The organism is Haloactinopolyspora sp. (assembly GCF_027324685.1).
Classification (GTDB): domain Bacteria; phylum Actinomycetota; class Actinomycetes; order Jiangellales; family Jiangellaceae; genus Haloactinopolyspora.
In genome coordinates this window covers 1-26,500 of the sequence record NZ_DAHVSH010000081.1, presented here as the reverse complement: position 1 = coordinate 26,500, position 26,500 = coordinate 1, and the positions used below count along the sequence as shown (strand labels likewise).

Below are 26,500 nucleotides of genomic sequence, written 5' to 3'. Positions count from 1 at the left end.
GTTGATGAAGTTGCGCGGCGCCATGTTGCGTCTAGTTTCTCATCTGCTGCTACGCCGCCGGACCGTGCACCACCAGCGCTTCGGCGCACGTACCGGACGCCGCCATACCGGTCGCGAGGTCCGCCGCGTGGGCGCCGTCGCGGGCGAGGAAGACACACGTCGGCCCCGAGCCGGAGACGATCCCACCCAACGCACCGAGGTCGGCGCCGGTCCGCAGGGTGTCCGCGAGCGCCGGGCGTAGCGAGACGGCGGCCTCCTGCAGGTCGTTGCGCAGCGCGCGGCCGACCGCCTGGGGATCACCCGCGGCCAACGCCGCCGGCATGTCGTCTCCCACCGATGGCGACGCGACGCAGCGGTCCTGGCGTAGCTCGTCCAACCGCGCGTAAACCGCCGGGGTCGACAACTCACCGTCGGCCACGGCGAGCACCCAGTGCAGCCGTGCGCCCACCGGGATCGCGCGCAACCGCTCGCCGCGCCCCGTGCCTTCCGCCGTGCCCGCCATCAACGCGAAGGGCACGTCGCTGCCGAGCGAGGCGGCGACGGCGGCCAGCTCCGCATCAGACAGCTCCAGCTGCCACAGCCGCGCACAGGCGCGCAGCGTCCCCGCAGCGTCGGCGCTGCCGCCGGCGAGCCCAGCGGCGACGGGGATCTCTTTGTGCACGCTCAGCGTGACCTGCGTCGGCACGTCGGCGTGTGCCGCCAGGGCGTGCGCCGCTCGCACTGCGAGGTTGGAGTCATCCGCCGGGACGCCCACCGCGTACGGGCCGGACAGGGTCAGGCTGACACCGTCGCCCGGCGCCGCGCGCACTTCGTCGTACAGCGACACGGCGTGGAAGACGGTGGCGAGATCGTGAAATCCGTCGGGGCGTTTCGGCCCGACCGACAGGACCGGGTTGATCTTCGCCGGAACGCGGGCGATCACCTGAAGCACCAGCAGACCCTACACCTCGCCGCAGCCCACGCCCGACGGCGTCAAGGCCATCATGGGTGGGCCGCGGCGATCCTGGCGAAGTCGTGCACGGTCAATTGCTCTCCCCGGGCACGCGGGTCGACGCCGGCCGCCTCCAGCGCGGCTTCGGCAGCGGCGGCTGAGCCGGCCCATCCGCTCAGCGCCGCGCGTAGGGTCTTGCGGCGCTGCGCGAACGCGGCGTCGATGACAGCGAAGACCTCGCGCCGATCACCGGGCGGAGGAGCCTGCCGCTGCAGGAGTACCAGCCCGGAATCGACGTTCGGCACCGGCCAGAAGACCGTGCGCGCCACGGCACCAGCGCCGGTGACCGTCGCATACCAGGCCGTCTTCACCGAGGGCACACCGTAGGTTCTGGAGCCCGGAGCGGCCGCCAGCCGGTCGGCCACCTCCTTCTGCACCATCACCAGGCACCGTTGCAGGCTGGGCTGGGTCTCGAGCATGTGCAGCAGGACCGGAACCGCCACGTTGTACGGCAGGTTGGCCACCAGGGCCGTGGGAGCCGGGCCGGGCAACGCCTCGACGCGCATCGCGTCGGCGTGCACGACGGACAGCCGGTCGGCCCGCTGCGGCGCGAACTCGCGCACCGTGGCCGGCAATGCCGCCGCCAACGCGTCGTCCACCTCGATGGCCGTCACGTGTGCGGCCCGCTGCAGCAGCGCCAGCGTGAGCGAGCCCAGTCCCGGGCCGACCTCGGCCACGACGTCGTCAGGGCCCACGTCGGCCAGCCGGACGATCCGGCGAACCGTGTTCGCGTCGATGACGAAGTTCTGCCCGAGCGTCTTCGTCGGCCGGAGCCCGATGCCCTGCGCCAGGCGACGAACGTCCGCCGGCCCCAGCAACCGGGAACCGGCGGACGTCTCGTCGTTCGTATCCACGCGGCCGAGCGTAACGCCCGGCCGCGGCGGACCTACTGCGGCAGGCCCAACTTCGACGAGCAGGCCGGCCACGCGCCGTAGCCGCCGCGGTCGTCGCGAACCTTCTCCGCGATCCGGATCTGCTCAGCCTTGCTGTTCTCGTGTGGGTACCCCGACCCGCCGTAGGCCTGCCAGGTCTGCAGGTTGAACTGCAGCCCGCCGTAGTACCCGTTACCGGTGTTGATGGACCAGTTGCCACCGGACTCGCACTCGGCCAGCGCGTCCCAGACGCCACCGTCGATGTTGTCGTCATCCGGGTTGTCCGGCTCGTCCGGCTCATCCGGCTCGTCGGGCTCGACCGGGTCCACCGGCTGCTTCGTCCCGATCAGCACGACCTCGTCGACGGGCTTGGCCAGCACCTCTTCGGACAGGACCTTCTCGCTGTGGAGCTTGCCGTCGACGTACGTGCTGCGTACGACGCGCTCAACCTTGCCGGCCTTGCCTTCGGTCTCGACATCGGTGGTGCCTTCGGCGAGGGAGTCGTCCTCCTTCTCGACGGTCTTGAAGGGCACCTCGGCCGTGACGGTGTCGGTTTCGACCGTCACCCGGGAGACCTTGACCTTGAGGTCGTTCGACACGCGAGTCTCGAGTGCCGGTTTCACCAAGTCACGATCGCCGAGCTTGACCCCGGCGTCGCCCAGCGCCTCGCGCACGGTCAAGGCCGTCGTGGTCACCGGCTGAGCCTCGCCGTCAGCGACGACGGTGATGTCTTTGGGTGTTCGCACCTCGAAGTCCAGGCCGCCACGTCCGATCGCCTGTGACCGGGCCACCGAAAGGTCGGCCTGCTGGTGCCTGATGTCGAGCTCAGCCAGAGCTTCCTCGACGGAGAGGGCAGTGGTCCACATCTGTTGCTCTTCACCGTCGACGGTGACGGTGATCTGCCGGCCGTACCGCACCGTGATCTCGGTGCCGTCTTCGACCGGGCTGTCCAGAGTGGGAATGACCTCGTCGTGCGCACCTACCTCGATGCCCCGGTCGTCAAGGACGTCCTCGACGCTGCTTCCGAAGGTGTGCACGGTCTCGGTCTTGCCATCGACGGTGAGGTCGACGGCGTTGTCAAGCGTGATGTAGGCGGCACCGCCGCCTACTAGTGCAGTGACGACGGTTGCGTTGACAACCAACGTCTTCGCGGACGGAAGCACTGTGCTCCTGTGGTCGAACGTCCCGGGCACGGGATGGATGGCCTGACCTCGCAGCGCCCGCAACTCTACAACCCGGCACGCTCAGGGCGCCCCCGTTTGCAAGTCACCGGCGTGTCCGGCTCTCCAACATGCCACCCGAAGTTCCCCGACCCCGGCCAACAATCACGAGACGGTAACGTATAGCCGCAGTTCAAACAACCGAGTCCGCATCCAGGAACGAGCTGCTGCTCGAGGGCCGACCAGCAAGTAGGCCGCTGACCTGCGACGCAAGGTCACCATGCGCCGAACGCCCGCTCGGTGTTGGCGCGCAGGGTCCGGCACAGCGATTCCACCTCGACGCCGGTCACCTCGGCCATGGCCCGAACGGTCACCGGCACCAGGTACGACGCGTTCGGACGACCCCGATACGGATGCGGCGTCAGGAACGGCGCATCCGTCTCGACCAGCACATTCGCCAGTGGAACGGCCGCCAGCGCCGCGCGCAATCCGGACGCGTTCTTGAACGTCACCGTCCCGGCGAAGGACAGGAACCACCCCCGGTCGGCGCAGTGCCGAGCCATGTCAACATCGCCGGAGAAACAGTGAAAAACGACACATTCGGGCAACTCTGCGTCGTCGAGGACCCGCAGGACGTCGTCGTGAGCGTCGCGGTCGTGGATGACCAGGGCGAGATTGCGGCGCCGGGCGATCTCGATGTGCGCGCGGAACGACTCCTCCTGCGCGGCGCGTCCCTCCGGGCCGGTGCGGTAATGATCGAGGCCGGTCTCGCCCACGCCGCGGACCCGGTCGCTGACGCCGGCCAGGCGGTCGATCTCGCTCAGCGCAGCGTCGAGGTCACCGGTGGCGGCCAGCTTCGGCGCCTCGTTGGGGTGCAGCGCGACCGTGGCGACGATCTCCGGATGTCGCTGGGCCACGTCGACGGCCCACTGCGCTCCGGGCAGGTCACAGCCGACCTGGACGATCCGGGTGACCCCGACGGCTGCCGCGGCGGACAACGCCTCGGCGGGCCCGAATGCGTCGTCCTCGCCGTCGGCGATGTCCAAATGACAGTGGGTGTCGGTGACCGGGGCCGGCAACGGCTCGGGCACCGGCGGGCGAGTCCGGTCGCGGGTACGACCGGACTCGTCGGTGGCGGAGCGGCGTTCTCTCATGCGCGTCACGGCCGACCGGCCACGCTCACTCGGCCAGGCGGGGGAACAGCGACTCCCCCTTCGTGACCCGCGCTCCTGGCGCCAGCCGGCCCCAGATTCCGGCGTCGGCGACCGGCTGCGCGGCCAGCGGGCCGAGGTGCTCCTGCGCACCGAGCGACTCCCAGATCCGCGCCGACGCCTTGGGCATCGCCGCGTTCAGCAGCACCGCCAACACGCGCAGGGCTTCGGCCGAGGAGTACAGGATGGTGCCCAACCGTTCACGCTGCGACTCGTCCTTGGCCACCGCCCACGGCTGCTGCTCGGTGATGTAGCCGTTCACCGCGTCGACCAGAGTCCAGACCGCGGCCAGCGCCTCGTGCGGCGCGACCCGGTCGATGGCGGCGTCGGCGTCGGCGGCGGCCTTGGCGGCTGTCGCGGCCAGCGCGTTCTCGGCGTCGGTTGGCGAACCGGGCGCCGGCAGCGTCCCGTCGAAGTACTTGCCCACCATGGCTGCGACTCGCGAGGCGAGGTTGCCCAGGCCGTTGGCCAGTTCGGCCTGGTACCGCGCGGCGATGTCCTCCCACGAGAACGAGCCGTCGTGACCGAAGGCGATGGCCCGCAGGAAGTAGTAGCGGAAGGCGTCGGAGCCGAACGTGTCGATGATGTCCGACGGCGCGATCCCGGTCAGCTTCGACTTACTCATCTTTTCCCCGCCGACGAGCAGCCAGCCGTGCGCGAACACCTTCTTGGGCAGCGGCAGGCCCGCGGCCATCAGCATCGCCGGCCAGATGACCGCGTGGAAGCGCAGGATGTCCTTGCCGACGAAGTGGATGTCGGCCGGCCAGATGCGCTCGAACATGTCGTCGTCGACGCCGTAGCCCACCGCCGTCACGTAGTTCAGCAGCGCGTCGATCCAGACGTAGATGACGTGCGAGGAGTCCCACGGCACCTCGACGCCCCAGTCGAACGTCGAGCGCGAGATGGACAGGTCCTGCAAACCCTGCTTGACGAAGCTGACGACCTCGTTGCGCGCGCTCTCGGGCTGGATGAAGTCGGGGTTCTCCTCGTAGAAGGCCAGCAGCCGGTCGGTGTAGGCCGACATCCGGAAGAAGTAGTTCTTCTCCGCGAGCATCTCCACCGGCCGGCCGTGGATCGAGCACACCTGCTGGCCCTCGTACTCGCCGGTACCGTCGATCAGGTCACCCGGCTGCTTGTACTCCTCGCAGGCGACGCAGTAGGCGCCCTCGTACGTGCCCTCGAAGATCTCGCCATTGTCGTGCAGGCCTTGGATGAAGTCCTTGACCCGCTCGACGTGGCGCTGCTCGGTCGTGCGGATGAAGTCGTCGTTGGAGGCGTCGATGGTCTCCAGGACAGGCTTCCACGCCGTTTCGACCAGCCGGTCGGCCCAGGTGCGCGCGTCGACGCCGTTCGCCTCGGCGCTGCGCAGCACCTTTTCACCGTGTTCGTCGGTCCCGGTGAGGAACCAGACGTCTTCTTGCCGCTGGCGGTGCCAGCGGGCGATGAAGTCGGTCACGACGGTCGTGTACGCGTGCCCGATGTGCGGCGCGTCGTTGACGTAATAGATCGGCGTCGTGACGTAGAACGCTGTGGACTGGGCTTGGGGCATGGCGCCGATCGTAGTCGTCCCGGACTCATGATCATGAGTCCGGGACGCGAACCTTCTCGACGAACCGGCCTCGACCGGACGTGACGTCAGGCCGTCACCAGGCGCTCACGCCCGAGGGCGAGCGTGCGGGCGGTCTCGGCCACTCGGCGGCCCAGATAGCGCGCGGCCTCCAACGCCCCCTCCGAGGGTCCGGACTCGGCGAAGTCGGCGCTGACGCCGTACGGGTTGCCGCCCGCCGCATAGACGGACGGGTCGGTGTAACCGGGCGGGACGATGAATGCACCCCAATGCATGAAGGTCTGGTAGAAGCTCATCAACGTGGTCTCTTGGCCGCCGTGTGCGTTGTGTGCCGCGGTGAAGGCGCTGACCGGTTTGTCGGAGAGCGCCCCGTCCAGCCACAACGGGCTGAGCGTGTCGATGAACTGGCGTAGTTGCGCAGCGACGTTGCCGAACCTGGTCGGCGCACCGAACAGGAATCCGTCGGCCCACGCCAGGTCGTCGTGCGTGGCCAGGGGCACCTCGTGGGTTGCCTCGGCGTGCTCGAGCCACCCGGGGACGCTCTGGATCACTTCGTCGGGCGCGAGCTCGGCCACTTTACGCAGCCGTGTTTCTGCCCCCGCCTTCTGCGCGCCCTCGACGACCGCGTTGGCCAGCGCGTGCACGGTGCCGGTAGCGCTGTAGTAGACGACGGTGATCTTGGGGTCTGGCATCAGGACACTCCATCCGGGAAAGGCTCGAACTGAAACGGAATCATTTCCGGATAGAGTAAGCGGAACGCTCTCCGGTTACAACCCGAGCGATGGGTCACGTCCTGGGTAAGGGTCTAAGCTGCTGGCCAGACGGCAACCAGCGCGTCGGCAACGGAGGTGCACCATCACGTCGAGCAGCCCGGCGGGCGACAGGCACCATCTACACGTCGTCGGCCAAGCGCGGCCGGAGCGTGCCGACGCCGCTCGAAACCGTCGCCGCGTCCTCGAGGCCGCCTGGCGCATCACGCGTGAACGCGGTCCCGAGGCGCTGACGATGGATGCCGTCGCCGAGGCAGCCGGCGTGGGCATCGGCACGGTCTATCGGCGCTTCGGCGACCTCGCGGGATTGGCGTATGCGCTGATCGACGAGTCCGAGCAGGCGTTCCAGGACGCGTTCCTGCACGGCCCGCCGCCCCTGGGTCCGGGAGCGCCGCCCCGGGATCGGCTACACGCCTACGTCCACGCCTACGTCGACCGCCTGGACGCTCAAGCGCAGATTCTCGCCGCCGCCCAGGACCGTCGGTACGAAACCGGCGCCTACCGCCTGCAACAGCGTCATCTCACTCATTTGATCAGCGAGATCGACGCCTCGCTCGACGCAGAGGCCCTGGCCGCCGCGATCAACGAACTGCTCTCCGGCCGGTTCTTCCTCCATCAGAGGCGCATTCGGGGCATGTCGGTCGAGCGCATCAAGGCCGGACTCGACCAACTCCTGCGCGGCATCACCGGCTAGCGTGGCGGCCATGGCCGAAGACACGCCTCGACCACCGCTGGCCGAACTGCTCGACCTCTCCCCCCACCCCGAAGGCGGCTGGTTCCGCGAGACCTGGCGTTCGGCGGTGCACTTCGACCCGGCCGGCTACGACGGGCAGCGGGCGTCGGCGACGTGCATCTACTTCCTACTCGGGCCCGGCGAAGAATCCCGGTGGCATCGGGTGCGCTCGGCCGAGCTGTGGCTCTGGCACAGCGGCGGGCCGCTGCACCTGCGCCGCGGTGGCACCGACGACGCTCCGGATGCACACCCGGACACGATGGTTCTCGGCCCGGACGTCGCCGCCGGCCAGACCCCGCAGGCCATCATCCCGGCAGGAGAATGGCAGGCCGCGCAGCCGGCCACCGGCGAGGCCGTCCTCGTGTCCTGTGTCGTCTCACCCGGCTTCGACTTCGCTGACTTCGAGCTGCGCTGACCTCACGTACCCTCTCGTGCCCACGGCGTGTTCGCCCACGGGTCGTAGTCGACCTCGAGCGGCTCCTGAGCGGGTCGTTCGGCCGCCGGCACGTGCTGGAGGTTGACCCGGATGCGGTACCACAGCGAACTGCGCCCCCGCATGCCGTCGACCAGGATGTCGGCGGGTTCCAGATACGAGACGATCGATTCGTGCCGGGCCTTCCAGCGTTCGAGCCCGGCCAGCGCTTCGTCCTTCGTCTTCGCCCGCGCGATCTCGATCAGCGGCATGGTCGACTGGCGCCGTCCCTGGCCCTTCGGCGGCTTCTCGGCGGGTCCGAGACGCTCGGCGAGTTCCAGTAACGCGTCAAGGCTTCCCGCGGACTCGTCGATCGGGGCCCACGGGTCGCCGAGATCGGCGAACCGGTCGAGCACGGTGGGCAAGGTGAACGCCGCCGGGTCACAGTCAGGCACTTCGCCCCAGGTCAACGGGGTGGACACGCGAGCATCGGGCCTCGCCCGCACCGAGTAGGCCGAGGCGACGGTGCGGTCTTTCGCGTTCTGGTTGAAGTCGACGAACACGCCCTGGCGTTCTTCCTTCCACCATTTGCTGGTGGCGAGGTCAGGCGCGCGATTCTCCACCTCACGCGCGACCGTCTCGGCGGCGAGGCGCACCTCGCGGTACGACCACCGGGGCTCGATCCGGGCGTAGACGTGGAAGCCGCGCGAGCCGGACGTCTTCGGCCAGGCGGTCAACCCGTGGTCCTCGAGGACTTCTTTCGCGACCATGGCGACGTCGACGATCTGCTTCCACTCGATACCCGGATTCGGATCGAGGTCGATGCGCAACTCGTCCGGATGATCCAGATCTTCGGCCTGCACCGGGTGCGGATTCAGGTCGATACAGCCGAGGTTCACCACCCAGGCCAGGGCTGCGGCGTCGCGCACCACGACCTCGTCGGCGGACGTCCCCGACCGGTACCGCAAGGTGGCGACCTCGATCCAGTCCGGTCGCTTCTCCGGCGCGCGCTTCTGGAAGAACGCCTCCTGGTCGATGCCCTTGACGAACCGTTTGAGGATCATCGGGCGGCCGGCGACGCCACGCAGCGCGCCGTCAGCCACGGCCACGTAATAGCGCACCAGGTCCAGCTTGGTGTGCCCCGGCTCGGGGAAGACCATCTTGTCCGGGTTGGTGATGGTCACCTCACGCCCGGCGACTTCGAGCACCTTCGACGTCGGCACCCCATTCACGATAGTGCCTGCCGGTTTCCCAGTCTCGCGCCAACCGGTCGCGTGGGCGGAGCCACCACGACGCCACGATGACCCGGCGGGGTTGGTCATACTCGTGTGAGCGGTCCATAGTCGAAAAACCGGCGCGTGCGACGTTCGACGGCCGGTTTCGCGTCGGTTTCTCGAGCATGGACCGCTGTCATGCGCGCCAACCACCCCCGGCGCCAATGGCTCCCGGAGTCCCAGCGACCGTTCAGCCCGGCAGGCCGATCCGGCGGCGGAAGGTCCAGTAGACCCAGCCCTGGTAGGCCAGCACCAGCGGCACGACCGGTACTGCCACCCAGGTCATGACGGTGAGGGTGTAGTCCGACGACGACGCGTTGGTGATCGTCAAGCCGTTGGCGTCGGCCAGGGTCGACGGCAGCACATCCGGGTAGAGCGCGGCGAACAGCGCCGCGGCCACCGCGACCACACCGGTGAACGTCGCGGTGAACGCCCACCCCTCCCGTCCGCGCCGGGTCGCCGCCACGCCGGTGCACAGCGCCACGACGGCGCCCGCGGCGATGGCCGCCGTCCAGGCCACGGCCCGACCTTCGGCGTAGGCCGCGACCGTCCACGCCAGGAACCCGGCGACGACGACGACAACCGGCCCGCCCAAGCGTGCTGCCAGTACTCGTGCCCGCGTCCGCACGTCCCCGACGGTCTTCAACGCGACGTAGTGCGCGCCATGCAGCAGCGACAACGCCACCGTCACCACCCCGCCGAGCAGCGTGTAGGGGACGACGAGGTCGGCGAACCCGCCCGCGAAGTCGTGGCCGGCCCCCAATGGGAGGCCCCGGGTGAAACCGGCCAGCAGCACGCCCCAACTGAACGCCGGGACGAGCGATCCGGCGAAGATCACGAGGTCCCATCGCCGCCGCCATCGTGGCGTGTCACCCTTGCCGCGGTATTCGAAGGCCAGGCCGCGCCCGATCAGGGCCAGCAGGATCAGCACCAGCGGCAGGTAGTACGCCGACCACGCGGTGGCGTACCACTCCGGGAACGCGGCGAACGTCGCGCCGACGGCGGTGATGAGCCAGACCTCGTTGCCGTCCCAAACCGGCCCGATGGTGTTGATCAGGACACGTCGTTCGGTCTCGTCGCGGGCGAAGCCGCGGGTCAGCATGCCGACCCCGAAGTCGAAGCCCTCCAGCGTCAGGTACCCGGCCCAGAGAACGGCCACCAGCACGAACCACAGCGTCGCGAGATCCATCGTGAGCCTTTCTCAGTAGACGAACGTCAGCGGGCGCTCGGCATCGTCCTCTTCGCCGTCGGCGTCCGGCCCGCTCCGGTCGCCGCGGCCCCACCGCGCTTCGGCCGTCACGTCGGGTAGGCCCGGGCGGGCGTGCTTGACCAGCAGCCACACCCACAACCAGCACAACCCGGCGTACAGGACGGTGAACGCCGCGAGCGAGGCGGCGACCGAGCCCGCCCCGACGCCTGGTGACACCCCAGCCGACGTGCGCATCAGGCCGAACACGAGCCAGGGTTGCCGGCCCATCTCGGTGAAGATCCAGCCGAAGGCGTTGGCGGCCAGCGGGAGCACCGGCAGCACGGCCGCCACCCGCACCGCCCACCGCGAGGTCGGCGCCCGCCCGCCGCGGGTGGCACGCAGCTGCCACAGCGCCACCAGGGCCGCGGCCACGCCGGTGCCGATCATCAACCGGAACGTCCAGTACGTGACCGGGATGTTGGGCGCGTACTCGCCGTCGCCGTACACCTGCTCGTACTGCTCCTGCAGGTCGTTGATCCCCTCCACTTCGGCGTCGAACGACCCCGTGGCCAGGAAGGACAGCAGCTGCGGCACCTCCAGCTGATGGAGCGGCTCGCGCCCGTCCAGCGTGCCGATGGTCAGCACCGAGAACGGCGCCGGTTGCTGGGTTTCGTACAACGCCTCCGCGGCAGCCATCTTCATCGGCTGAACCTCGGTCATGACCTTGCCCTGGATGTCGCCGGTCACGGCAACACCCACACCTCCGACGAGGACGGCGACGGCCCCGACACGCAGCGACCGCCGGAACGCGCCGGGGTCGCTGGCACCACCGGGTTCGGCGAGCTCCGGTTGCCGAGCCCCGCGGACCAAGTGCCACATGGACACCGCCGCGACCACGGCGCCGCCGACCATCAACGCCGCGAACGCCGTGTGCGGGAAGGAGATGAGCAGGACCTTGTTGGTGAGGATCGCCCAGATGTCGGTCATCTCGGCGCGGCCGGCGGCCTCGTTGATCTCGTAGCCGACGGGGTTCTGCATGAACGAGTTCGCCGCCAGGATGAAGTACGCCGACAGCAGCGTCGCCACGGCGGTGACCCAGATCGTGGCCAGGTGGACCTTCGGCGGAATGCGCCCCCAGCCGAAGATCCAGACGCCGACGAACACCGATTCCAGGTAGAACGCCAGCAGCGCCTCCATGGCCAGCGGAGCGCCGAAGACGTCGCCGACGAAGCGGCTGAAGTCGCTCCAGTTCATGCCAAACTGGAACTCCTGCACCAGCCCGGTGACCACGCCGACCGCCAGGTTGATCAGCAGCAGCTTGCCGAAGAACTTGGTGAGCCGCAGCCAGCGCTCACTGTGGGTGCGCAGCCAGATGGTCTCCATGATCGCGACGAGGAAGGCCATCGAGATCGTGAACGGCACGAAGAAGTAGTGCACGACGGTGGTGATGCCGAACTGCCACCGCGCCAGTTCCAGTACGTCCATCCGCGCGTCCCTGCCCGATCGACTCATCTACGACAGCTCGTCGTAGACATCTACGACGCATCGTAGTACTACCTGTTGTAGGTATGATGCGGGGTGTGGTTGGACGTACTCGCCTGGGCGAACTCGAACGCGTGGTCATGGACCAGCTCTGGGCCTTCGAGGGCCCGGCGACGGTGCGCCAGGTCCACGACGCCCTGAGCCGGACCCGCGACATCGCCTACACGACCGTGATGACGGTGCTCGACCGGCTGGCCCGCAAGGGTTCGGCCGAGCAGCTGCGCGACGGCCGCGCCTACCGGTACCGCCCAGCGGTCTCCCGCGAGGAGCTCACCGCCGAGCTGATGCACCAGGCTCTCGACACCGTCGACGGCAGCGACCGCACCCTGGCGCTGCTGCGCTTCGTGGACTCGGCCACGCCCGACGACGCCGAGGCGTTGCGCGCCGCGCTGGCCGAGCTGGAGCAACGGCGTGCCGACGACGGGGATACCCAGCCATGACGCCGGCCACGCCTGTCGTCTTGTTGGTGCTCGCACTGGCGTTGACCGGCCCGGGTCCGGCCGCGCTGGCCCGGGCTCGCTGGCCGTTGCGGGCGCCGCGAGCAGCTCTGGTGTTCTGGCAGGCCATGGCGTTGTCCGCACTGCTCGCCGCGCTCGGTGCGGGGCTGTCCGCCGCGACGCTGGTCCTGGTCTACCAGGATCCGCACCCGGTGGTCGTGGCGCTGCATTCCGCCGCGCTGCTGCTCACGCTGGTCGTCGTGGCTCGGCTCCTGTGGTCGGCACATACCCTGGGTACCGCGTTGCGGGCCGGACGGCGCCGCCAGCGGCACCTGGTCGACCTCCTGGGCCGCGCGGATGCTCGAGCTCCCGGCGCGGACGTGCTCGACGCCGAACGGCCGCTGGCCTACTGCATACCCGGCGTGCCCTCGCGGGTGGTCATCTCGACACCGGCCATCGATCGCCTCGCCGACGACGAGGTGACCGCCGTGCTCGCCCACGAACGCGCCCACGCCCGAGCCCGCCATGACCTCGTCCTCGAAGCGTTCGCCGTGCTGCACAACGCGTTTCCGCGCTTCGTGCGCAGCCGCACCGCGCTGGACGCCACGGCTGGGCTGGTCGAGATGCTCGCCGACGACGCCGCACGCCGGCGCAGCGGCGACGTCCCGCTGGCCCGCGCCCTGGCGGGACTGTCCACCGCCCCCGCGCCGCCGGGCGCCCTGGCGGCCACGTCGGTGACACCGGCCGCGCGGATCCGCCGGCTGGCGCACGTGCCCGCGTCGGCGCCGTTGGTGTCGGCACCGGCGTATCTGGCGGCGGCCGCCCTGTTCGCGATCCCGACGGTGGCCGTCGCGGTCCCGTGGCTCAGCGCCGTCACCGCCTCACTGACCTGAGGCGGTGACCATCACGCGCGGATCATGTCACCTTCGCTCGGCACCTGACCGACCCGGCGGCGTGGTGCGCACCCGGGTGGTTGCCGGGGCCGCTCAGCCGGGACCACTGGCGGCACCGGCAGCGTGGTGGCGTCCTCGGACAGCTTCACCGGCGTGTCGTAGTGCTTGACGGTCAACGGCTGGCCCTCGACCAAGCGGTAGGACGCGCGATCGGGAAACACCTCGACCACGAACCGTGACCCGAGGTAGGACATGCGGAAGGCGATGCGCTGGAGGGCAACCGGTAGACACGGACGGAACGTCAGTTCGCCGCCATGGTCCCGCATCCCGCCGAACCCTGCGACCACGCCCATCCACGCACCGGCCAACGACGCGATGTGCAGGCCGTTACGGACGTTGCTGTGCAGGTCGCGCACATCGATCAGGGCGGTCTCGACGAGGTAGTCGTAAGCCAAGTCCAGGTGGCCGCACTCGGCAGCGAGCACCGCCTGCGTGCACGCCGACAACGACGAGTCGCGCACGGTCAGCGCCTCGTAGTAGGCGAAATTGCGCTTCTTCTGCTCCAGCGTGAAGGCGTCGCCCCGCAGGTGCATCGCGAGCACCAGGTCGGCCTGCTTGACCACTTGTTTGCGGTAGAGGTCGAAGTACGGGTAGTTCAGCAGCAGCGGGTACCGGTCGGCCGGGGTGCCCTTGAAATCCCAGACCGCGTGGGCGGTGAACCCGTCGGATTGCGGATGAACCTTGAGCAGATCGTCGAAGGGTACGAGCATCTTGTCGGCCGCCTCACGCCAGTCCGCGAGCTCGTCGGCATCGACGCCGAGTCCCGCGGCCACGTCGGGCTGGCGCTCACACGAGGCCGCTGCCTCGCGCAGGTTCCGTTGCGCCATCAGGTTGGTGTAGACGTTGTTGTCCACCACCGCCGAGTACTCGTCAGGCCCCGTGACACCGTCGATGCGGAACCCGCCGTGCGGGTCATGATGGCCGAGCGCCATCCACACGCGCGCGGTCTCGGTGAGCAGTTCGGTTCCGCACTCGCGCTCGAAGTCGCGGTCGTGGGTGGCGTCGAGGTAGCGCACGGTCGCATCGGCGATGTCGGCGTTGACATGGAAGGCGGCTGTACCCGCCGGCCAATACGCCGAGCACTCCGCGCCGTTGATCGAGCGCCACGGGAAAGCAGCGCCGGCCAGGCCCAGCTGCTCGGCTCGATCCCTCGCCTTGTCCAGGGTGGCGTGTCGCCAGCGCAATGCGTCGCGGGCGGCGTCAGGCAGGGTGTACGTCAGCGCCTGCAGCACGAACGTCTCGGTGTCCCAGAACGCGTGCCCGTCGTATCCGGGTCCGGTGAGTCCCTTGCTGGGAATGGCGCGGCTCTCACCGCGGGCACCGGCCTGCAGGACGTGGAACAGCGCGAACCGGATCGCCTGCTGCAGCTCGTCGTCACCGTCGATTTCGATGTCGGCAGTGCCCCAGAACTGGTCGAGATACGCCCGCTGCTCGGCCAGCAGCCCCTCCCAGCCGGTCTGCAGTGCGCCGGCCAGCGCCGCCTCGACCTGCGAGCGCAGCGCCGGCAGTGAACGCTGCGCCGACCATCCGTACCCGAGGTACTTGGTCAGGCGCAGGCTCTCGCCCTTCGGGACGTCCACGGCCAGCGTCAACCTGGCCAGGTCTTCCTCGGCGCTGATGCTGGCGCGGAACCCGTCGGCGGCTTCGAGCTGGTGGTCCATTCCCGCGGCCACCCGGAGCCCGGAGCGTTTCGTCTGGTGCACCAGCACCGCGCTGTAGTCGTGGGCGTGCGCGTACTCCCCCAGCAGCGGGGCTTCCAGCGCCGCAGCGACGCGAGGGTCAGCGACATCGCTGTCGACAGGCTCGTTGGCCAGCAGGTCCGACTGCACGACCAGTTGGATGCCGTCGTTGATCGGCTCCACCTCGTACCGGATCGCGGCCACCGCACGCTGGGTGAACGAGACCAGTCGTTCGGTCTTGACCCGCACGCGCCGCCCCGTGGGCGAGGTCCATTCGGTATCGCGGCGCAGAGTACCCGACCTGAAGTCGAGCACGCGGTGGTGTGAGGTCGCGTGGCCGTAGCGCATGTCCAGCGGCTCGTCGCCGACCAGCAGCCGGATCACCTTGCCATCAGTCACGTTCACCACGGTCTGCCCGGCTTCGGGGTAGCCATAGCCGGCCTCGGCGTAGGGCAGCCCGTGCTCTTCGTAGAAGCCGTTGAGATAGGTGCCGGGCAGCCCGCGCGGCTCGGCCTCCTCGAGTGTTCCGCGCATCCCGATGTGGCCGTTGGACAGCGCGAACGTGGACTCAGTGCGCTGGAGCTGGTCGACAGCCAGACTCTGCCAGCGCAGCTCCCATGGCGAGCATTCGTATCCGATCAGTGGCTCAGTCACTGTCACACCTCGAGAAGTTCTGCCAGGTCGTCGACCACGATGTCGGCGCCGTGAGCGAGTAGATCCGCTGCCTGGTCGGCGCGGTCGACGCCCACCACGTACCCGAAACCGCCGGCTTTGGCGGCTTGCACGCCGGCCAGGGCGTCCTCGAAGACTGCTGCCGCGGCGGGCGCGACGCCCAGAGCTTCGGCGGCGGCGAGGAACGAATCCGGGGCGGGTTTGCCGCGCAGGCCGTCACGGGCGATGACGACTCCGTCCACGCGGGCCTGCACGTAGCCGTCCAGGCCCGCGGCCTCCAGGACCTGTTCGGCATTCGCCGACGACGTCACCACCCCGATGGCCAGCCCAGCGGCGGCGACGGCGTCGAGGTAGCGCACCGACCCGGGGAACGCGGTGACCCCCTGGTCGGCGATGATGCGCAACACCCGCTCGTTCTTCAGATTGCCCACGCCGTGCACGCTCGCCGTGCCGACGTCGTCCTCGGCGCCCTCGGGAAGCTCGATCCCACGCGAAGCCAGGAACTCCCGGACCCCGTCGAAGCGTGGCCGCCCGTCCACGTATGCGGTGTAGTCACGTTCGGTGAACGGAACGAAGTTCTCGCCGTCGCGGGCGCGCAGGAACTCGTCGAACGTCTCCTTCCATGCCTGTCGATGCAGCGCAGCGGTGCTCGTCAACACGCCGTCCAGATCGAACAGGCACGCCTTGATGGTGCCGGGCAACCCAACCATGCGCGCCACGCTAGTGCCGCACCGCACCACTCGCTACCGATGTCACGCAGAATGCGGCGGGTCGACGACCGCGGCGTACACCGCCCGCTTGGGCAGCCCGAGCTCGCGGGCCACCTCGGCGATCGCGTCGCGACGGCTGGCTCCGGCAGCCACGCGTTCGGCGACGACGGCCACCGCCTGCTCGATCGTCGGCTTCGCAGGCGCCTCGGCGCCCGCGACGACCAGCGTGATCTCACCGAGCGGTTCGTTCTCGGCCGCCCAGGTCGCCAGCTCACCCAGCTCGCCGCGGCGGACTTCCTCGTGGGTCTTGGTGAGTTCGCGGCACACGGCCGCTCGGCGCTGCTCGCCGAACGCTTCACTCATCGCACGCAGTGTCGCCGCGAGCCGGTGGCGAGACTCGAAGAAGATCATGGTCCGCCGCTCCGCCGACAGCGCCGCGAGCCACCGGTCCCGCTCCCCGCTGCGCCGCGGCGGGAACCCCTCGAAACTGAACCGGTCCACCGGCAGACCACTCACGGCCAGCGCCGTCAGCACGGCCGACGGGCCCGGCACCGCGGTCACGCGCACGCCGGCCTGCACCGCGGCGTCGACCAACCGGTAGCCGGGATCAGAGACGGAGGGCATGCCGGCGTCGGTGACGAGAACCACCCGGCGTCCCTCGGTCAGCGCGGTGATCAGGTCGCCGGTCCGGGTGTCCTCGTTGCCTTCGAAGTACGACACCACCCGCCCGCTGGCGCGCACGCCCAGCGACGACAACAGCCGGTGCAGACGCCGCGTGTCTTCGGCGGCGATGACGTCCGCCTCGGCCAGTTCGCGCGCCAACCCTGGCGGCGCGTCGCCGACGTCCCCGATCGGCGTTCCGGCCAGGACCAACACGCCGGATTCGCGCCCCGCCTCGTCACCCACGCCGCCATCTTCGCACCCCGCCGCCGTCGGACGTCGCACCTGGCGAGGTCTCGTCCAGCGGCGCTCATAGGATGGCGCGGGTGACCCGGACCGTTGACGCTGTCGAGGCTTCCAGTGCCGACAAGCCGGCCGGTTTGCTGCGCGCCCGGCTCACCCGCCCGATGCCCAACGACGGCCTGTGGGGCTGGATCGGGCCGTTGCTGGTCGGCGGCATCGCCGCAGTGTTGCGCCTGGTGAATCTCAGCCGGCCACACAAGATCATCTTTGATGAGACCTATTACGCCAAGGATGCGCTGTCGCAGCTGGAGTTCGGCTATGCGCGCTCGTTCATCGAGAGTGCCGACGAGCGCATCCTGGCCGGGGACCTGGACGTCTTCACCGACGAGCCGTCGTTCGTCGTGCACCCGCCGGTGGGCAAGTTCCTGATCGGCCAAGGCATCCGGCTGCTCGGGATGGAGCCCGCGGGCTGGCGCCTGGCCACTGCCCTGGCCGGCATCGTCACCGTCGTCCTGGTGGCGCGGGTGGGTCGGCGGCTGTTCCGTTCGACGCTGCTCGGGTGCGCGGCGGGCCTCCTGCTCGCCGTCGACGGGCTGGCCATCACGATGAGCCGCACCGCGATCCTGGACGGGATCTTGGCGATGTTCATCGTGGCGGCCTTCGCCTGCCTCGTGGTCGATCGCGACCGGGTACGAGAGAAATTCGCCGACTGGGCCGCTGCGCGGGTGAGCGCGGACCGGCCGATGGGTGACGGCCCACTGTTCGCCTGGCGGCCGTGGCGGCTGGCCGCCGGCGTCGCCTTGGGGCTCGCGTGTGCGACGAAATGGAGCGGGCTCTACGCGGTCGCCGTGTTCGGCCTGATGACCGTGGTGTGGGAGATCAGCGCCCGGCGCACGGCCGGTATTCGCAGCCCGGTGCTGAACACGCTGCTCCGCGACGGCCCGGTGGCGTTCGTGACGATCATCGGCCCGGCGCTGCTGACCTATCTGGTGTCGTGGTCGGGCTGGATCAGCGCCGAGAACTCCTGGGGACGGCAATGGGCGGTGTCGAACCCGTCCTCCGGCCTGGGCGTGCTCCTGCCCGATTGGCTGCGCAGCCTGTGGCACTACCACGACGACATGTGGAAATTCCACACTGGGTTGAACAGTGAGCACGACTACGCCTCGCAGGCGTGGAGCTGGCTCTACCTGGGCCGCCCGGTCTCGTTCGACTACGAAGGGTTCGAGGCCGGAGAAGCAGGGTGTACGGCGGACCAATGCAGCCAGGCCGTGCTGGCGCTGGGTACGCCGCCACTGTGGTGGGGTGCCTGTCTCGCGCTGCTGGTGTGCCTGTGGTGGTGGTTCTTCCGGCGCGACTGGCGGGCTGGGGCGATCCTGGCCGGCGTCGTGGCCACCTGGGTTCCGTGGCTGGCGTTCACCGACCGCACGATCTTCTACTTCTACGCCGTCGTCATCGTGCCGTTCCTGGTCCTGGCCGTCGCCTTCGTGCTCGGTCTTCTGCTCGGCCCGCCCGACGCGTCGCTGCAGCGGCGGGCCATCGGCGCCGCAGTGGCCGGTGGGTTCGTCCTGATCGTGGTCGTGGTCGCGGCGTGGTTCTATCCCATCCATGTCGACCAGGTCATTCCGTACGACGACTGGCGGGCGCGGATGTGGTTCGACGACTGGATCTGAGCTGGGCTCAGCCGACGGTTACGGTGGGGTGAATGAGGGTCGCGACGTGGAATGTGAACTCGGTCAAGCAGCGGTTGCCCCGGCTGCTTCCGTGGCTGGACCAGCGGCGCCCTGACGTCGTCTGCCTTCAAGAGACCAAGCTCGGCGACGACGCGTTCGCCGAGGTGCTCGGCGGCGAGCTCGAGGCCCGCGGCTACGCCTTCGCCGCGCACGGCGAAGGCCGGTGGAACGGGGTGGCCATCCTGTCGCGCGTCGGACTCGACGACGTCGTGGCCGGCCTGCCCGGCGGGCCGGGATTCCCGCACCAGGAGGCGCGCGCGGTCGCGGCGACCTGCGACGGCGTCCGCGTGCACTCGGTCTACGTGCCCAACGGGCGGGAACCGGACTCCGAGCACTACCACTACAAACTCGCCTGGCTGGCCGCGCTGCGCGACGTCGTCGCCGCCGGTCCGGAAGCCGTCCTCGTCTGCGGCGACATGAACATCGCCCCGACCGACGACGACGTGTTCGATCCGGACGCCTACATCGGCCAGACCCACGTCACCCCCGCCGAGCGCGCGGCCTTGGCCGAGCTTCACGCCGTCGGGCTGCGTGACGTCGTTCGCGACCGATGGCCGAACGAGCGCGTGTTCACCTACTGGGACTACCGGGCCGGCATGTTCCACAAGGATCTCGGCATGCGTATCGACCTCATGCTGGCCTCGGCGCCGGTCGCCGAACGCGTTCAGGCGGCGTGGGTCGACCGGCACGCCCGCAAGGGCACCGGCCCGAGCGATCACGCGCCGGTCATCGTCGATCTGGACGAGGCGCCCGACGGCGACATCGGCCCCGTGGTGCCGCCGCCGTCGGCTCGCGCCCCGAAACGCGGCTCGGTCAAGCTCCCGCAGTCCCGCTGAGCGCGAAGACCGCTAGGTGAGTTCGACGATGCCCTGCACCAGCATCCATGCCCCGAACAACACGAACAGCGCCGATGCACCGTAGCGAATGACGTCCTCGGACAGCTGCCGGTGCAGCAATCGCCCGACCACGATCGCCAGCGCGTCCGCGGCCACCATGCCGAGCGTCGAGCCGATCCACACCCCGGCCCAGTCGTGCTGCGTGGCGAGCGTGACCGTGGCCAGCATGGTCTTGTCGCCGAGCTCGGCCAGGAAGAACGCCGTGCCCACGGCGATGACGGCCGACTTGATGGTGCGGGTGGCGCGGTCGTGATCGGCGTCGGTCAAGCTGTCGCCGCGCCACGTCCAGGCGGCGAAGCCGAAAAACGCCACCGCCGCCACCAGCGAGATCCAGCCCGTCGGCAGCGCCGTACCGACACCGAAGCCGATGGCCACCGAGACCAGATGCACCAACGTCGTGGCAATCGTGATACCGACGAGGACCTGCCACGCCCGGAACCGGGTGGCGAAAGCCATCGCCAGCAATTGCGACTTGTCGCCGAGTTCGGCGACGAACACCACTCCGAAGCTGAGCAGGAGTGCCGCCCACAGGTCGGCCATCCGTTCCCTTCCGATCACTGCCGGATCGGAAAGTTCGCGAGACTTCGACCCGGCATCACTGCCTTGGTCGAAGGTCTCGCCCGCCTCGCTTGAGGCCACGCGGCCGGACGCTGCGAGCGTCAGTATGTCGACCGCGACGTTGAGGGCTACTCCCCTTCGCTGTCTTCCGACCCTACGTCGTTCCTCGGCTGGCGGCCAGCCGACGTGTCCGGTCTCACGTTTTCGGCTTATCGGATGCGCGGCTGGTCAACCCCACGCGACGCGGAGCCCCGTCGTCGCCGCGAAGGGGTCGGCACCGCGATGGGTGACGATGATGCCTTCGCCTTCGGGGGTGGCGATCCGCACCGCGTCGCCGTCGCTGATCCAGCGATTCCACCCCTCGACGAAACAGGTCACTCGGGTGATGTTGACACCGAGCGCCGACGGCACCGCGTGGTAGACGACGGCGTTGTCCGGCGCCGCCCCGCGCAGCCACGCTCGCCCTGCCGCGCGCACGGCGTCGTCGGGCCCGGGCAGGGTGTCGACCACGTAGCGCGGGACGACGTAACGCGGTGCGGTGATCGCGGCGAGCACCTCGTCGAGCGACTCAGCGAACAGCTTCGAGGTCTGCGCGTCGACACCGGCCAAGGCCAGCCGGTACGCGCCGTCGGCCTCCACGACGCCGGTCACCCCGCTCGCGCCCACCTCGGACAAGCCGGCCGCGTGGAGGCCGTCGGCGACGGCGTAGCCGAAGGCGAACGGGCCCGGGCCGTCGGCGAGCCCGGCCAAGGCGCGCCCGGCACTCAGCTCGACGCGGCGGCGTCGGCGCTGCCAATCACCCCACACCCCGATCGCGCCGATCGGCGCCGCCGCGCCCAGCCACCACGACCCGGCGCTTACGGCGACCAACACGACCACGGCAGCCACCACCGCGGCGACCACAACCGGCTGATGACCGGGCACGACGTACTCGGTCTCGGCGAGCTTCGCCCCGCGCGCGGCCGGCACCAACTCCGGGGCCTCGACCGTCGCGGGCACCGGCCCGGGCTCATCCCGCGAGTCCGGCTTCGCCGGCTGCACGCGGATCGTGTGCACCAGTTCGTCGCGGTATGGGGCGCCCACCTGCCACAGCTCACGCACCCGCGACCGGTCGGCGGCCCGATCGAGCATCAGCGTGTTCTCGGCGGTGAACTCCGCGACCGGCGGCGGTGCGTACGGAGAAAGCCGCGGGTCGACATGGCTGACGCCGGAGACGATCTCGCCGGAGTCGGTGACGGCGAAGTAGCCCTGATGCTTGCGGACGAACCGGTCCCAGTCGCTCGTCCCGCCGGGATGGTTCTCCGACACGCACACCACGGTCCAGGTGTTGGCGACCTTCTCCGGCCAGTCGGGGTCCACCCGCAACGCCCGGCCACGGGTCTGTACGACCGCCGTCGGCGTCGTGGCGTTGGTCAGGTCGACCAGCGTGTTGACGCCGCGCGCGTCCCACCCCTCACCCAGCAGGCCGCGGGTGCCCACCAGCACCTGCGAGACGCCGGCCTCGTAGAAGGTGGTCACCAGCCGCACCCAGCGCCGTGCGCTCCACCGGCCGGTGACCTCGACGATGCCGGTGGCGTCGTCGTCGATCGGGTCGAGGTCGATGTCCGGAGCATGCCGGGCCACGAACTTGACCAGCGCTCGCGCCGTGTCGGCGCTGGCCGCGACGCTACGCCCGGTGATCAGCACCGGATCGAGAGCCGCGGTCCGCTCGTCGGCGACCAGCCGGGCGAGCACCAGGCGTGCCGAACCGGCCTGAGCGTCGAGGACCCCGCGCAGCCGGGCCGGCAGCGTCGCCGAGGCCTGTTCGTGGTCGCAGAGGACGAGGCTGCGCAGCCGGCTGCCGAGGTTGGCCGCCTCCGCCGCGAGAATCTGCACGGCGGCGTCGGTCTTGGCCTCGCTGCGCGCGAGCACGCGGTCGACCGGCGAGCGCCCGCGCCGGATACCCCGCTTGGTCAGCTGGTAACCGATGCTGGGCAGGGCCGCACGGATCTCGTCGACCAACTTCTGATCAGCCGGATCCGACGACGGCACGAGGCACGTGGTGACGTATTCGCCCAGCAGAGCCACCCAGTCGGCGGCTGTGGGCTCGTGCCGGTGTTCCTCCCGCAGGGCGGCGCCGGGCGGCAGCGCGAGCAGCCCCGCGTGGTGAAACCGTAGCGCCGCACCGGCCTGCTCGGGATCGTCGCCTTCCAGCCTGGACCACTCCACGGCCAGCGCCTCCGCATGGCCTGCGCCGGAATTGACCGGCCGGGTGACGAACCTGCGGTCCAACCACTCGAGGAACCCGGTGCGCGGCTTGAGTAGATCGGCGCGCAGCTCGGCGAAGCGTTCGGCTTGGGCGGCCAGCCATTGCGACTCGCCCGGTGTCGGCTCGGTGAACCACGCCAGCTCGGCGAACGGCGCCAGATGACCTTCGCGCACGACCGACGGGATGGTCGTGCTGTACAACGGCGCGCCGAACAGCTCCTCGACCAGTTCGCTCTGCTCGGCGCTCAGCGTGTCCGGCGGTGTGCCGGTCAGCCCGATGACGTGCGCGTGCGGCAGGTTCTCGAGCAGCTCGGCCAGCAACCGGCCCCAGACCTCGAGCAGGTGATGACACTCGTCCAAGATCAGCGTGATGGGCCCGGCCTCTTCGAGCGCTTTGACCAGCGCTGCCCCGTTGGCGTGCAACCGGTCGATCAGCGAGCCCCGGCGCCGCTCGGTGGAGCTGGGCCGGTGCTCGCGGCCTTCCTCGTCGACCTCCGCGTCGGGGTCGAACGTGGCCAACGACTGATAGGTCAGCGCCGTGACCGGGGCGGACAGGTCACGCGAGGTGCCGGTGGGAATGGTCGCCGGGGTGAACTCGGCCCAGGCAGCGCGCCACTGCTCCTGGATCGCGGTGTTCGGGCCGAAGGCGACGATCGGACGCTCCATCCGCCGCGCCGCCTCCAACCCGACCAGTGTCTTGCCGGCGCCCGGCGGGAGAACGACCCACGACCGGGTCGCGCCACCGGCGACGGCTGCGGCGATCGCGTCGAGCGCGAGCTGCTGGTGCCGGCGGAACGGGCGGGGGAAGCGGACACCCGCCCAGTCGGGCGGGCCGGCGGCACCGGCCATCAGTCAGGATCGCAAATCGACGTCGAACTCGACCGTGACATCGTCGTTGAGCTTCAGCGCGCCGAAGAACGCCGAGTACGGCCGGATTCCCCATACCGACTGCGTGATCGTCGCCGAGCCGCGTGCGCGCCCGTCGACCAGGTGGCCGTGGACGGTCACCGGGCGGACCTCGCCGACGATCGTCAGGTCGCCGTCGATGCGGAACGAGTCGGTGTCGCCGTAGACCTGCGTGGAGGCGAACGTGATGGCGGGATACCGGTCGGAGCGCAGGATCTTCCCGCGCATCGTCTTCTCGATCTCCACGCGGTCGCAGTCGGTGAGCGGCTTGACGCCGCCGCTACCGTGCCGGACTGTCATGGACGCGACCTCGGCCTGGAGATTGACCGTCGACCGGCCGGGTTCGTCGACGTCGACGGTGGCGGCCCCGTGCCAGCGAGTGACCTCGAGAGTCAGGTCGTGCCCGGCTTTCGACCCGAACCCGGTGCGCGTCGTACGAACGAGCAACGTACCGCGCTGAGGGCCCAGATCGTATGGGCCGTTGGCGACGTTCATCCCGACCAGATTATCCCCGTAAGCTCGATGGCGGGGGCTGGCTGCGGAGGAGGCCGCGATGAGCAACCTCGACGTGCGACCGACGGAAACGGCCTGTCACGCGCCCGAGCACAGCGGCCCGGTGGCCGAGTTCCTTCAGCCCCGTGAGGTCCCGCTGGGCGGTATCCGGTCGATGCAGGTCAAACGCACGCTGCCACACCGCGGCGTCCCGACCGTCGGCGCGTGGTGTTTCCTCGATCAGTTCGGGCCACAGCGCACCACCATGACGGTGCTGCCGCATCCGCACACCGGGCTGCAGACGGTGACCTGGCCGCTGCAGGGCGAGATCCGGCATCGCGACAGCGTCGGTAGCGACGTGATGGTCCGGCCGGGCCAACTGAACCTGATGACCAGCGGGCCTGGCATCTCACACTCGGAGGTCTCCCCGCCGGAGTCGATGTTGGACGGGCTTCAGTTGTGGGTGGCGTTGCCGACCGGCAGTGACAGCGTCGCGCCCGCGTTCCAGCAGCACGTCGACCTGCCCGGCTATGAGACGCGCGGCCTGCGCGGCACGGTCGTGCTGGGTGAGTTGGCCGGTACCGGGTCGCCGGCGACGACGTACAGCCCGCTGGTGGGGGCTCAGCTCGATGTCGACGCCGGCGCCATGACGACGATCCCGCTGCGGCGCGATTTCGAGCACGCCGTCCTGGTGCTGGGCGGCACCCTGACCGTCGCCGGCGCGCCCCTGGAGTCGGGCCCGTTGCTGTACCTCGGCACCGGTCGCGACGAGCTACCGGTCACCTCGACCACCGGCGCGACGATCTTCCTGCTCGGCGGCGAGCCGTTCCCCGACGACCTCGTCATGTGGTGGAACTTCGTCGGACGCAGCCACGACGACATCGTCACCGCCCGCGAGGAGTGGGAACGCGACGGACAGCACCGCTTCGGCGTCGTCGCCGGGCATGCCGGCGAGCGCATCCCGGCGCCGCCGATGCCACCGTTGCGCCTCACGCCGCGCCGCCGCCGTCGTCCCACCTGACGCCGTGTGGTGTCCGCTCACAGGAACGGGCGCACCTCGACCCTGCGGTTGCAGGCTTGCGACGCGTCGGCGGCGAGCTTCAGCGCCACGTCGAGATCAGCTGCCTGCATGACCCAGAAGCCGGCGAGGTGCTCTTTCGACTCCAGGAACGGCCCGTCGGTGACGAGCACCTCACCACCGCGGTTGTCGACGACGGTGGCTGTGCTGGGCGAGGCGAGGCCACCGGCGAACACCCAATGCCCGTCGGCCCGGAGCCGGTCGTTGAACGTTTCGATCGCGATCATCTCGTCCGGGGTGGCTGAGCCGGTCTTGTCGTCGATCACCGAAATCAGGTACTGCATCTGACCATCATCTCCTCATTCGGCCGCGTACCGCGGGCGCCCAGCCGGCCGGTAGACCTGCGCGGCGAGGACGTTCGCGAACGCTCGTGACGTCGCCAGCTCCAGCGCCATGTCCGGTCCGGCGTCGGGGAACAGCCGGGCGCCCTGGCCGACGACGACGGGATAGGTGAGCAGGACGATCTCGTCGACCAGCTGTTGGCGCAGCAGCCAGCGGAGGAGCTCGCCGCTGCCGTGTACCTGCAGTTCCCCTTCTGCCGAGCCTTTCAGGTCACCGATCGCGGCGGCGAGATCGCCGGACAGGATGGTGGTGTCTGCCCACTGCGCGTCGGCCAGCGTGGTCGAGGCGACGTACTTGGGCCGGGTGTTCAACGCCGTCCAGATGAGGCTGTCGCCGGGGTCGGCCCAGGTACCCCAGGACGCGGCGAAGATCTCGTAGGTCCGCCGGCCGAGCAGAAACGCGTCGGCGCGCTGGTAAATCTCGCCGAGAAACCTCTCGGCCTCGGCTTCGAACAGCGGCAGGGCCCAGCCGCCGCGGTCGAATCCGCCGCGCCGGTCCTCGTTGGGGCCGCCGAGCCCCTGCATCACACCGTCGACCGAGACATTGGTGATCGTCGTCAGTTTCATGACCGCCGTTCCCTCTCATCCGGCGCCCCTCGTGGGCGTCCTCACCATCGCAACGAACGGAGCCACCCGGATACGACACCCGCGCGCCGAGATTCCTGCCGACCCCGCGTCCGGCCTGCCCCGACGGTGTCGGTGAAATAGATCCCGTGCCGGTGATGATCACACGTGAACGCAGTCCCGCGGCCTTCTTCGGGCTCACCGCGCTGCTGTCGGCTCCGTTCCTCGTACTCGGCGCGCTGGTGGATGCTCCGGATGGCGGGTTGGTCGGCGGGCTGCCGCTGAGTGCCTTACAGGTTCTTGCGCCGTTCCTCGCCGCGGTGATTCTCGTGGCCCGGCAGCACGGATAGCGCGGTGTACGTCGCTTCGTCGGAGCGGCCGTCGACGTGCGTCGCACCCGACGACCACGCGTTCTGCTGCCGTTGGTGCTGGTCATGCCGACGATCTACGGCGTGTCCTACGCCCTGATGGTGCTGGACGGGCGGAGCCTTCCGGCCTGGGAGATCTCTGCGGGCACCATGGTGGCGGTCCTGGTGCTGTTTCTCTTCAGCGGATTTCTCGAGGAGGTCGGCTGGACCGGCTACGCCCTGGATCCACTGCGGGCTCGACTCGG

General features: G+C 69.7%; 25 protein-coding genes. 8 read left to right on the top strand and 17 right to left on the bottom strand.

The features are described from left to right. Positions 1–49 precede the first annotated feature (49 nt). The 6 genes from M6444_RS09135 to wrbA all read right to left on the bottom strand — a co-directional run bounded on the left by M6444_RS09135 (position 50) and on the right by wrbA (position 6,493). Positions 50–931: a 4-(cytidine 5'-diphospho)-2-C-methyl-D-erythritol kinase gene (locus M6444_RS09135; RefSeq protein WP_298325883.1), complete on the bottom strand. Its 882-nt coding sequence runs from the start codon at positions 929–931 to the stop codon at positions 50–52. Positions 932–981: 50 nt separating this feature from the next. After that, positions 982–1,845, bottom strand: coding sequence for a 16S rRNA (adenine(1518)-N(6)/adenine(1519)-N(6))-dimethyltransferase RsmA (gene rsmA / locus M6444_RS09130; protein ID WP_298325880.1), 864 nt, complete (start codon positions 1,843–1,845; stop codon positions 982–984). A 32-nt stretch (positions 1,846–1,877) separates the two neighbouring features. Further along, positions 1,878–3,026 carry a resuscitation-promoting factor gene (locus M6444_RS09125; protein ID WP_298325877.1) on the bottom strand — a complete coding sequence of 383 codons (1,149 nt, stop codon included), beginning with the start codon at positions 3,024–3,026 and terminating at the stop codon, positions 1,878–1,880. Between the two features lie 272 nt (positions 3,027–3,298). Then, positions 3,299–4,177 (bottom strand): TatD family hydrolase, encoded by an 879-nt coding sequence (locus tag M6444_RS09120; protein WP_298325874.1) that lies wholly within the window; start codon positions 4,175–4,177, stop codon positions 3,299–3,301. A 25-nt stretch (positions 4,178–4,202) separates the two neighbouring features. Next, entirely contained in the window at positions 4,203–5,783 is a 1,581-nt protein-coding gene (gene metG / locus M6444_RS09115; protein WP_298325871.1) for a methionine--tRNA ligase, read from the bottom strand. Between the two features lie 86 nt (positions 5,784–5,869). Beyond that, positions 5,870–6,493 (bottom strand): NAD(P)H:quinone oxidoreductase, encoded by a 624-nt coding sequence (gene wrbA / locus M6444_RS09110; protein WP_298325868.1) that lies wholly within the window; start codon positions 6,491–6,493, stop codon positions 5,870–5,872. 163 nt (positions 6,494–6,656) lie between these two features. Between wrbA and M6444_RS09105 the strand changes: the two genes are divergently transcribed. Both M6444_RS09105 and M6444_RS09100 read left to right on the top strand, forming a co-directional pair. Continuing rightward, positions 6,657–7,265, top strand: a complete 609-nt coding sequence (locus M6444_RS09105) for a TetR/AcrR family transcriptional regulator (protein ID WP_298325884.1) — start codon at positions 6,657–6,659, stop codon at positions 7,263–7,265. A gap of 10 nt (positions 7,266–7,275) precedes the next feature. Beyond that, positions 7,276–7,719, top strand: a complete 444-nt coding sequence (locus M6444_RS09100; protein WP_298325865.1) for a cupin domain-containing protein — start codon at positions 7,276–7,278, stop codon at positions 7,717–7,719. 2 nt (positions 7,720–7,721) lie between these two features. On the opposite strand, the gene ligD is transcribed toward M6444_RS09100, so the two are convergent. From ligD to M6444_RS09085, 3 genes are all read right to left on the bottom strand, one after another. Continuing rightward, a complete protein-coding gene (gene ligD, locus M6444_RS09095) occupies positions 7,722–8,939 on the bottom strand; it encodes a non-homologous end-joining DNA ligase (protein WP_298325862.1) in 1,218 nt (405 codons plus the stop codon). Positions 8,940–9,180: 241 nt separating this feature from the next. Further along, positions 9,181–10,179 carry a cytochrome d ubiquinol oxidase subunit II gene (cydB, locus tag M6444_RS09090; protein WP_298325859.1) on the bottom strand — a complete coding sequence of 333 codons (999 nt, stop codon included), beginning with the start codon at positions 10,177–10,179 and terminating at the stop codon, positions 9,181–9,183. 12 nt (positions 10,180–10,191) lie between these two features. Continuing rightward, entirely contained in the window at positions 10,192–11,664 is a 1,473-nt protein-coding gene (locus M6444_RS09085; protein ID WP_298325856.1) for a cytochrome ubiquinol oxidase subunit I, read from the bottom strand. A gap of 95 nt (positions 11,665–11,759) precedes the next feature. On the opposite strand from M6444_RS09085, the gene M6444_RS09080 reads away from it, so the two are divergent. Together M6444_RS09080 and M6444_RS09075 are read left to right on the top strand one after the other, a co-directional pair. Next, on the top strand, positions 11,760–12,161 hold the full coding sequence (locus M6444_RS09080; RefSeq protein WP_363326292.1) for a BlaI/MecI/CopY family transcriptional regulator: 402 nt from the start codon (positions 11,760–11,762) through the stop codon (positions 12,159–12,161). After that, entirely contained in the window at positions 12,158–13,051 is an 894-nt protein-coding gene (locus tag M6444_RS09075; protein WP_298325850.1) for a M56 family metallopeptidase, read from the top strand. The genes M6444_RS09080 and M6444_RS09075 overlap by 4 nt, the downstream gene beginning before the upstream one ends. 11 nt (positions 13,052–13,062) lie before the next feature. Here M6444_RS09075 and M6444_RS09070 read toward each other — a convergent pair whose 3' ends face one another. The 3 genes from M6444_RS09070 to rsmI are packed head-to-tail and all read right to left on the bottom strand — an operon-like array spanning position 13,063 to position 17,078. Continuing rightward, entirely contained in the window at positions 13,063–15,444 is a 2,382-nt protein-coding gene (locus tag M6444_RS09070; RefSeq protein ID WP_298325847.1) for a glycosyl hydrolase family 65 protein, read from the bottom strand. Positions 15,445–15,446: 2 nt separating this feature from the next. Continuing rightward, positions 15,447–16,172: a beta-phosphoglucomutase family hydrolase gene (locus tag M6444_RS09065; protein WP_298325844.1), complete on the bottom strand. Its 726-nt coding sequence runs from the start codon at positions 16,170–16,172 to the stop codon at positions 15,447–15,449. A 42-nt stretch (positions 16,173–16,214) separates the two neighbouring features. Continuing rightward, the gene (rsmI, locus tag M6444_RS09060; protein WP_298325841.1) at positions 16,215–17,078 is read right to left on the bottom strand and encodes a 16S rRNA (cytidine(1402)-2'-O)-methyltransferase; all 864 of its coding nucleotides are present in this window, start codon (positions 17,076–17,078) and stop codon (positions 16,215–16,217) included. An 80-nt stretch (positions 17,079–17,158) separates the two neighbouring features. Here rsmI and M6444_RS09055 point away from each other — a divergent pair, with 80 nt between their 5' ends. Beyond that, positions 17,159–18,745, top strand: a complete 1,587-nt coding sequence (locus M6444_RS09055) for a phospholipid carrier-dependent glycosyltransferase (protein WP_298325839.1) — start codon at positions 17,159–17,161, stop codon at positions 18,743–18,745. 32 nt (positions 18,746–18,777) lie between these two features. Then, positions 18,778–19,641 carry an exodeoxyribonuclease III gene (locus M6444_RS09050; protein ID WP_298325838.1) on the top strand — a complete coding sequence of 288 codons (864 nt, stop codon included), beginning with the start codon at positions 18,778–18,780 and terminating at the stop codon, positions 19,639–19,641. Between the two features lie 12 nt (positions 19,642–19,653). On the opposite strand, the gene M6444_RS09045 is transcribed toward M6444_RS09050, so the two are convergent. The 3 genes from M6444_RS09045 to M6444_RS09035 form a co-directional block, all read right to left on the bottom strand. Beyond that, on the bottom strand, positions 19,654–20,241 hold the full coding sequence (locus M6444_RS09045; RefSeq protein ID WP_363326293.1) for a TMEM165/GDT1 family protein: 588 nt from the start codon (positions 20,239–20,241) through the stop codon (positions 19,654–19,656). Positions 20,242–20,487: 246 nt separating this feature from the next. Then, positions 20,488–23,355: a DEAD/DEAH box helicase family protein gene (locus M6444_RS09040; RefSeq protein WP_298325834.1), complete on the bottom strand. Its 2,868-nt coding sequence runs from the start codon at positions 23,353–23,355 to the stop codon at positions 20,488–20,490. A gap of 3 nt (positions 23,356–23,358) precedes the next feature. Beyond that, entirely contained in the window at positions 23,359–23,907 is a 549-nt protein-coding gene (locus tag M6444_RS09035) for a YceI family protein (protein ID WP_298325832.1), read from the bottom strand. 58 nt (positions 23,908–23,965) lie between these two features. Between M6444_RS09035 and M6444_RS09030 the strand changes: the two genes are divergently transcribed. Then, a complete protein-coding gene (locus M6444_RS09030; protein WP_298325830.1) occupies positions 23,966–24,925 on the top strand; it encodes a pirin family protein in 960 nt (319 codons plus the stop codon). 17 nt (positions 24,926–24,942) lie between these two features. Here the strand turns inward: M6444_RS09030 and M6444_RS09025 are convergent, their stop codons facing one another. Together M6444_RS09025 and M6444_RS09020 are read right to left on the bottom strand one after the other, a co-directional pair. After that, a complete protein-coding gene (locus M6444_RS09025; RefSeq protein WP_298325828.1) occupies positions 24,943–25,266 on the bottom strand; it encodes a YciI family protein in 324 nt (107 codons plus the stop codon). 15 nt (positions 25,267–25,281) lie between these two features. Continuing rightward, positions 25,282–25,890, bottom strand: coding sequence for a dihydrofolate reductase family protein (locus M6444_RS09020; RefSeq protein ID WP_298325825.1), 609 nt, complete (start codon positions 25,888–25,890; stop codon positions 25,282–25,284). A gap of 155 nt (positions 25,891–26,045) precedes the next feature. Between M6444_RS09020 and M6444_RS09015 the strand changes: the two genes are divergently transcribed. Continuing rightward, positions 26,046–26,237, top strand: coding sequence for a hypothetical protein (locus tag M6444_RS09015; protein ID WP_298325823.1), 192 nt, complete (start codon positions 26,046–26,048; stop codon positions 26,235–26,237). Positions 26,238–26,500 lie beyond the last annotated feature (263 nt).

What these genes read in the sequence shown, in the direction of transcription:
- M6444_RS09020 (WP_298325825.1), bottom strand. Translation starts at nt 25,890, where the DNA reads ATGAAACTGACGACGATCACCAATGTCTCGGTCGACGGTGTGATGCAG.
- M6444_RS09040 (WP_298325834.1), bottom strand. Translation starts at nt 23,355, where the DNA reads ATGGCCGGTGCCGCCGGCCCGCCCGACTGGGCGGGTGTCCGCTTCCCC.
- M6444_RS09065 (WP_298325844.1), bottom strand. Translation starts at nt 16,172, where the DNA reads ATGGTTGGGTTGCCCGGCACCATCAAGGCGTGCCTGTTCGATCTGGAC.
- M6444_RS09075 (WP_298325850.1), top strand. Translation starts at nt 12,158, where the DNA reads ATGACGCCGGCCACGCCTGTCGTCTTGTTGGTGCTCGCACTGGCGTTG.
- M6444_RS09085 (WP_298325856.1), bottom strand. Translation starts at nt 11,664, where the DNA reads ATGGACGTACTGGAACTGGCGCGGTGGCAGTTCGGCATCACCACCGTC.
- M6444_RS09045 (WP_363326293.1), bottom strand. Translation starts at nt 20,241, where the DNA reads ATGGCCGACCTGTGGGCGGCACTCCTGCTCAGCTTCGGAGTGGTGTTC.
- M6444_RS09030 (WP_298325830.1), top strand. Translation starts at nt 23,966, where the DNA reads ATGAGCAACCTCGACGTGCGACCGACGGAAACGGCCTGTCACGCGCCC.
- M6444_RS09035 (WP_298325832.1), bottom strand. Translation starts at nt 23,907, where the DNA reads ATGAACGTCGCCAACGGCCCATACGATCTGGGCCCTCAGCGCGGTACG.
- M6444_RS09050 (WP_298325838.1), top strand. Translation starts at nt 18,778, where the DNA reads ATGAGGGTCGCGACGTGGAATGTGAACTCGGTCAAGCAGCGGTTGCCC.
- cydB (WP_298325859.1), bottom strand. Translation starts at nt 10,179, where the DNA reads ATGGATCTCGCGACGCTGTGGTTCGTGCTGGTGGCCGTTCTCTGGGCC.
- M6444_RS09120 (WP_298325874.1), bottom strand. Translation starts at nt 4,177, where the DNA reads ATGAGAGAACGCCGCTCCGCCACCGACGAGTCCGGTCGTACCCGCGAC.
- M6444_RS09025 (WP_298325828.1), bottom strand. Translation starts at nt 25,266, where the DNA reads ATGCAGTACCTGATTTCGGTGATCGACGACAAGACCGGCTCAGCCACC.
- M6444_RS09100 (WP_298325865.1), top strand. Translation starts at nt 7,276, where the DNA reads ATGGCCGAAGACACGCCTCGACCACCGCTGGCCGAACTGCTCGACCTC.
- M6444_RS09015 (WP_298325823.1), top strand. Translation starts at nt 26,046, where the DNA reads ATGATCACACGTGAACGCAGTCCCGCGGCCTTCTTCGGGCTCACCGCG.
- metG (WP_298325871.1), bottom strand. Translation starts at nt 5,783, where the DNA reads ATGCCCCAAGCCCAGTCCACAGCGTTCTACGTCACGACGCCGATCTAT.
- wrbA (WP_298325868.1), bottom strand. Translation starts at nt 6,493, where the DNA reads ATGCCAGACCCCAAGATCACCGTCGTCTACTACAGCGCTACCGGCACC.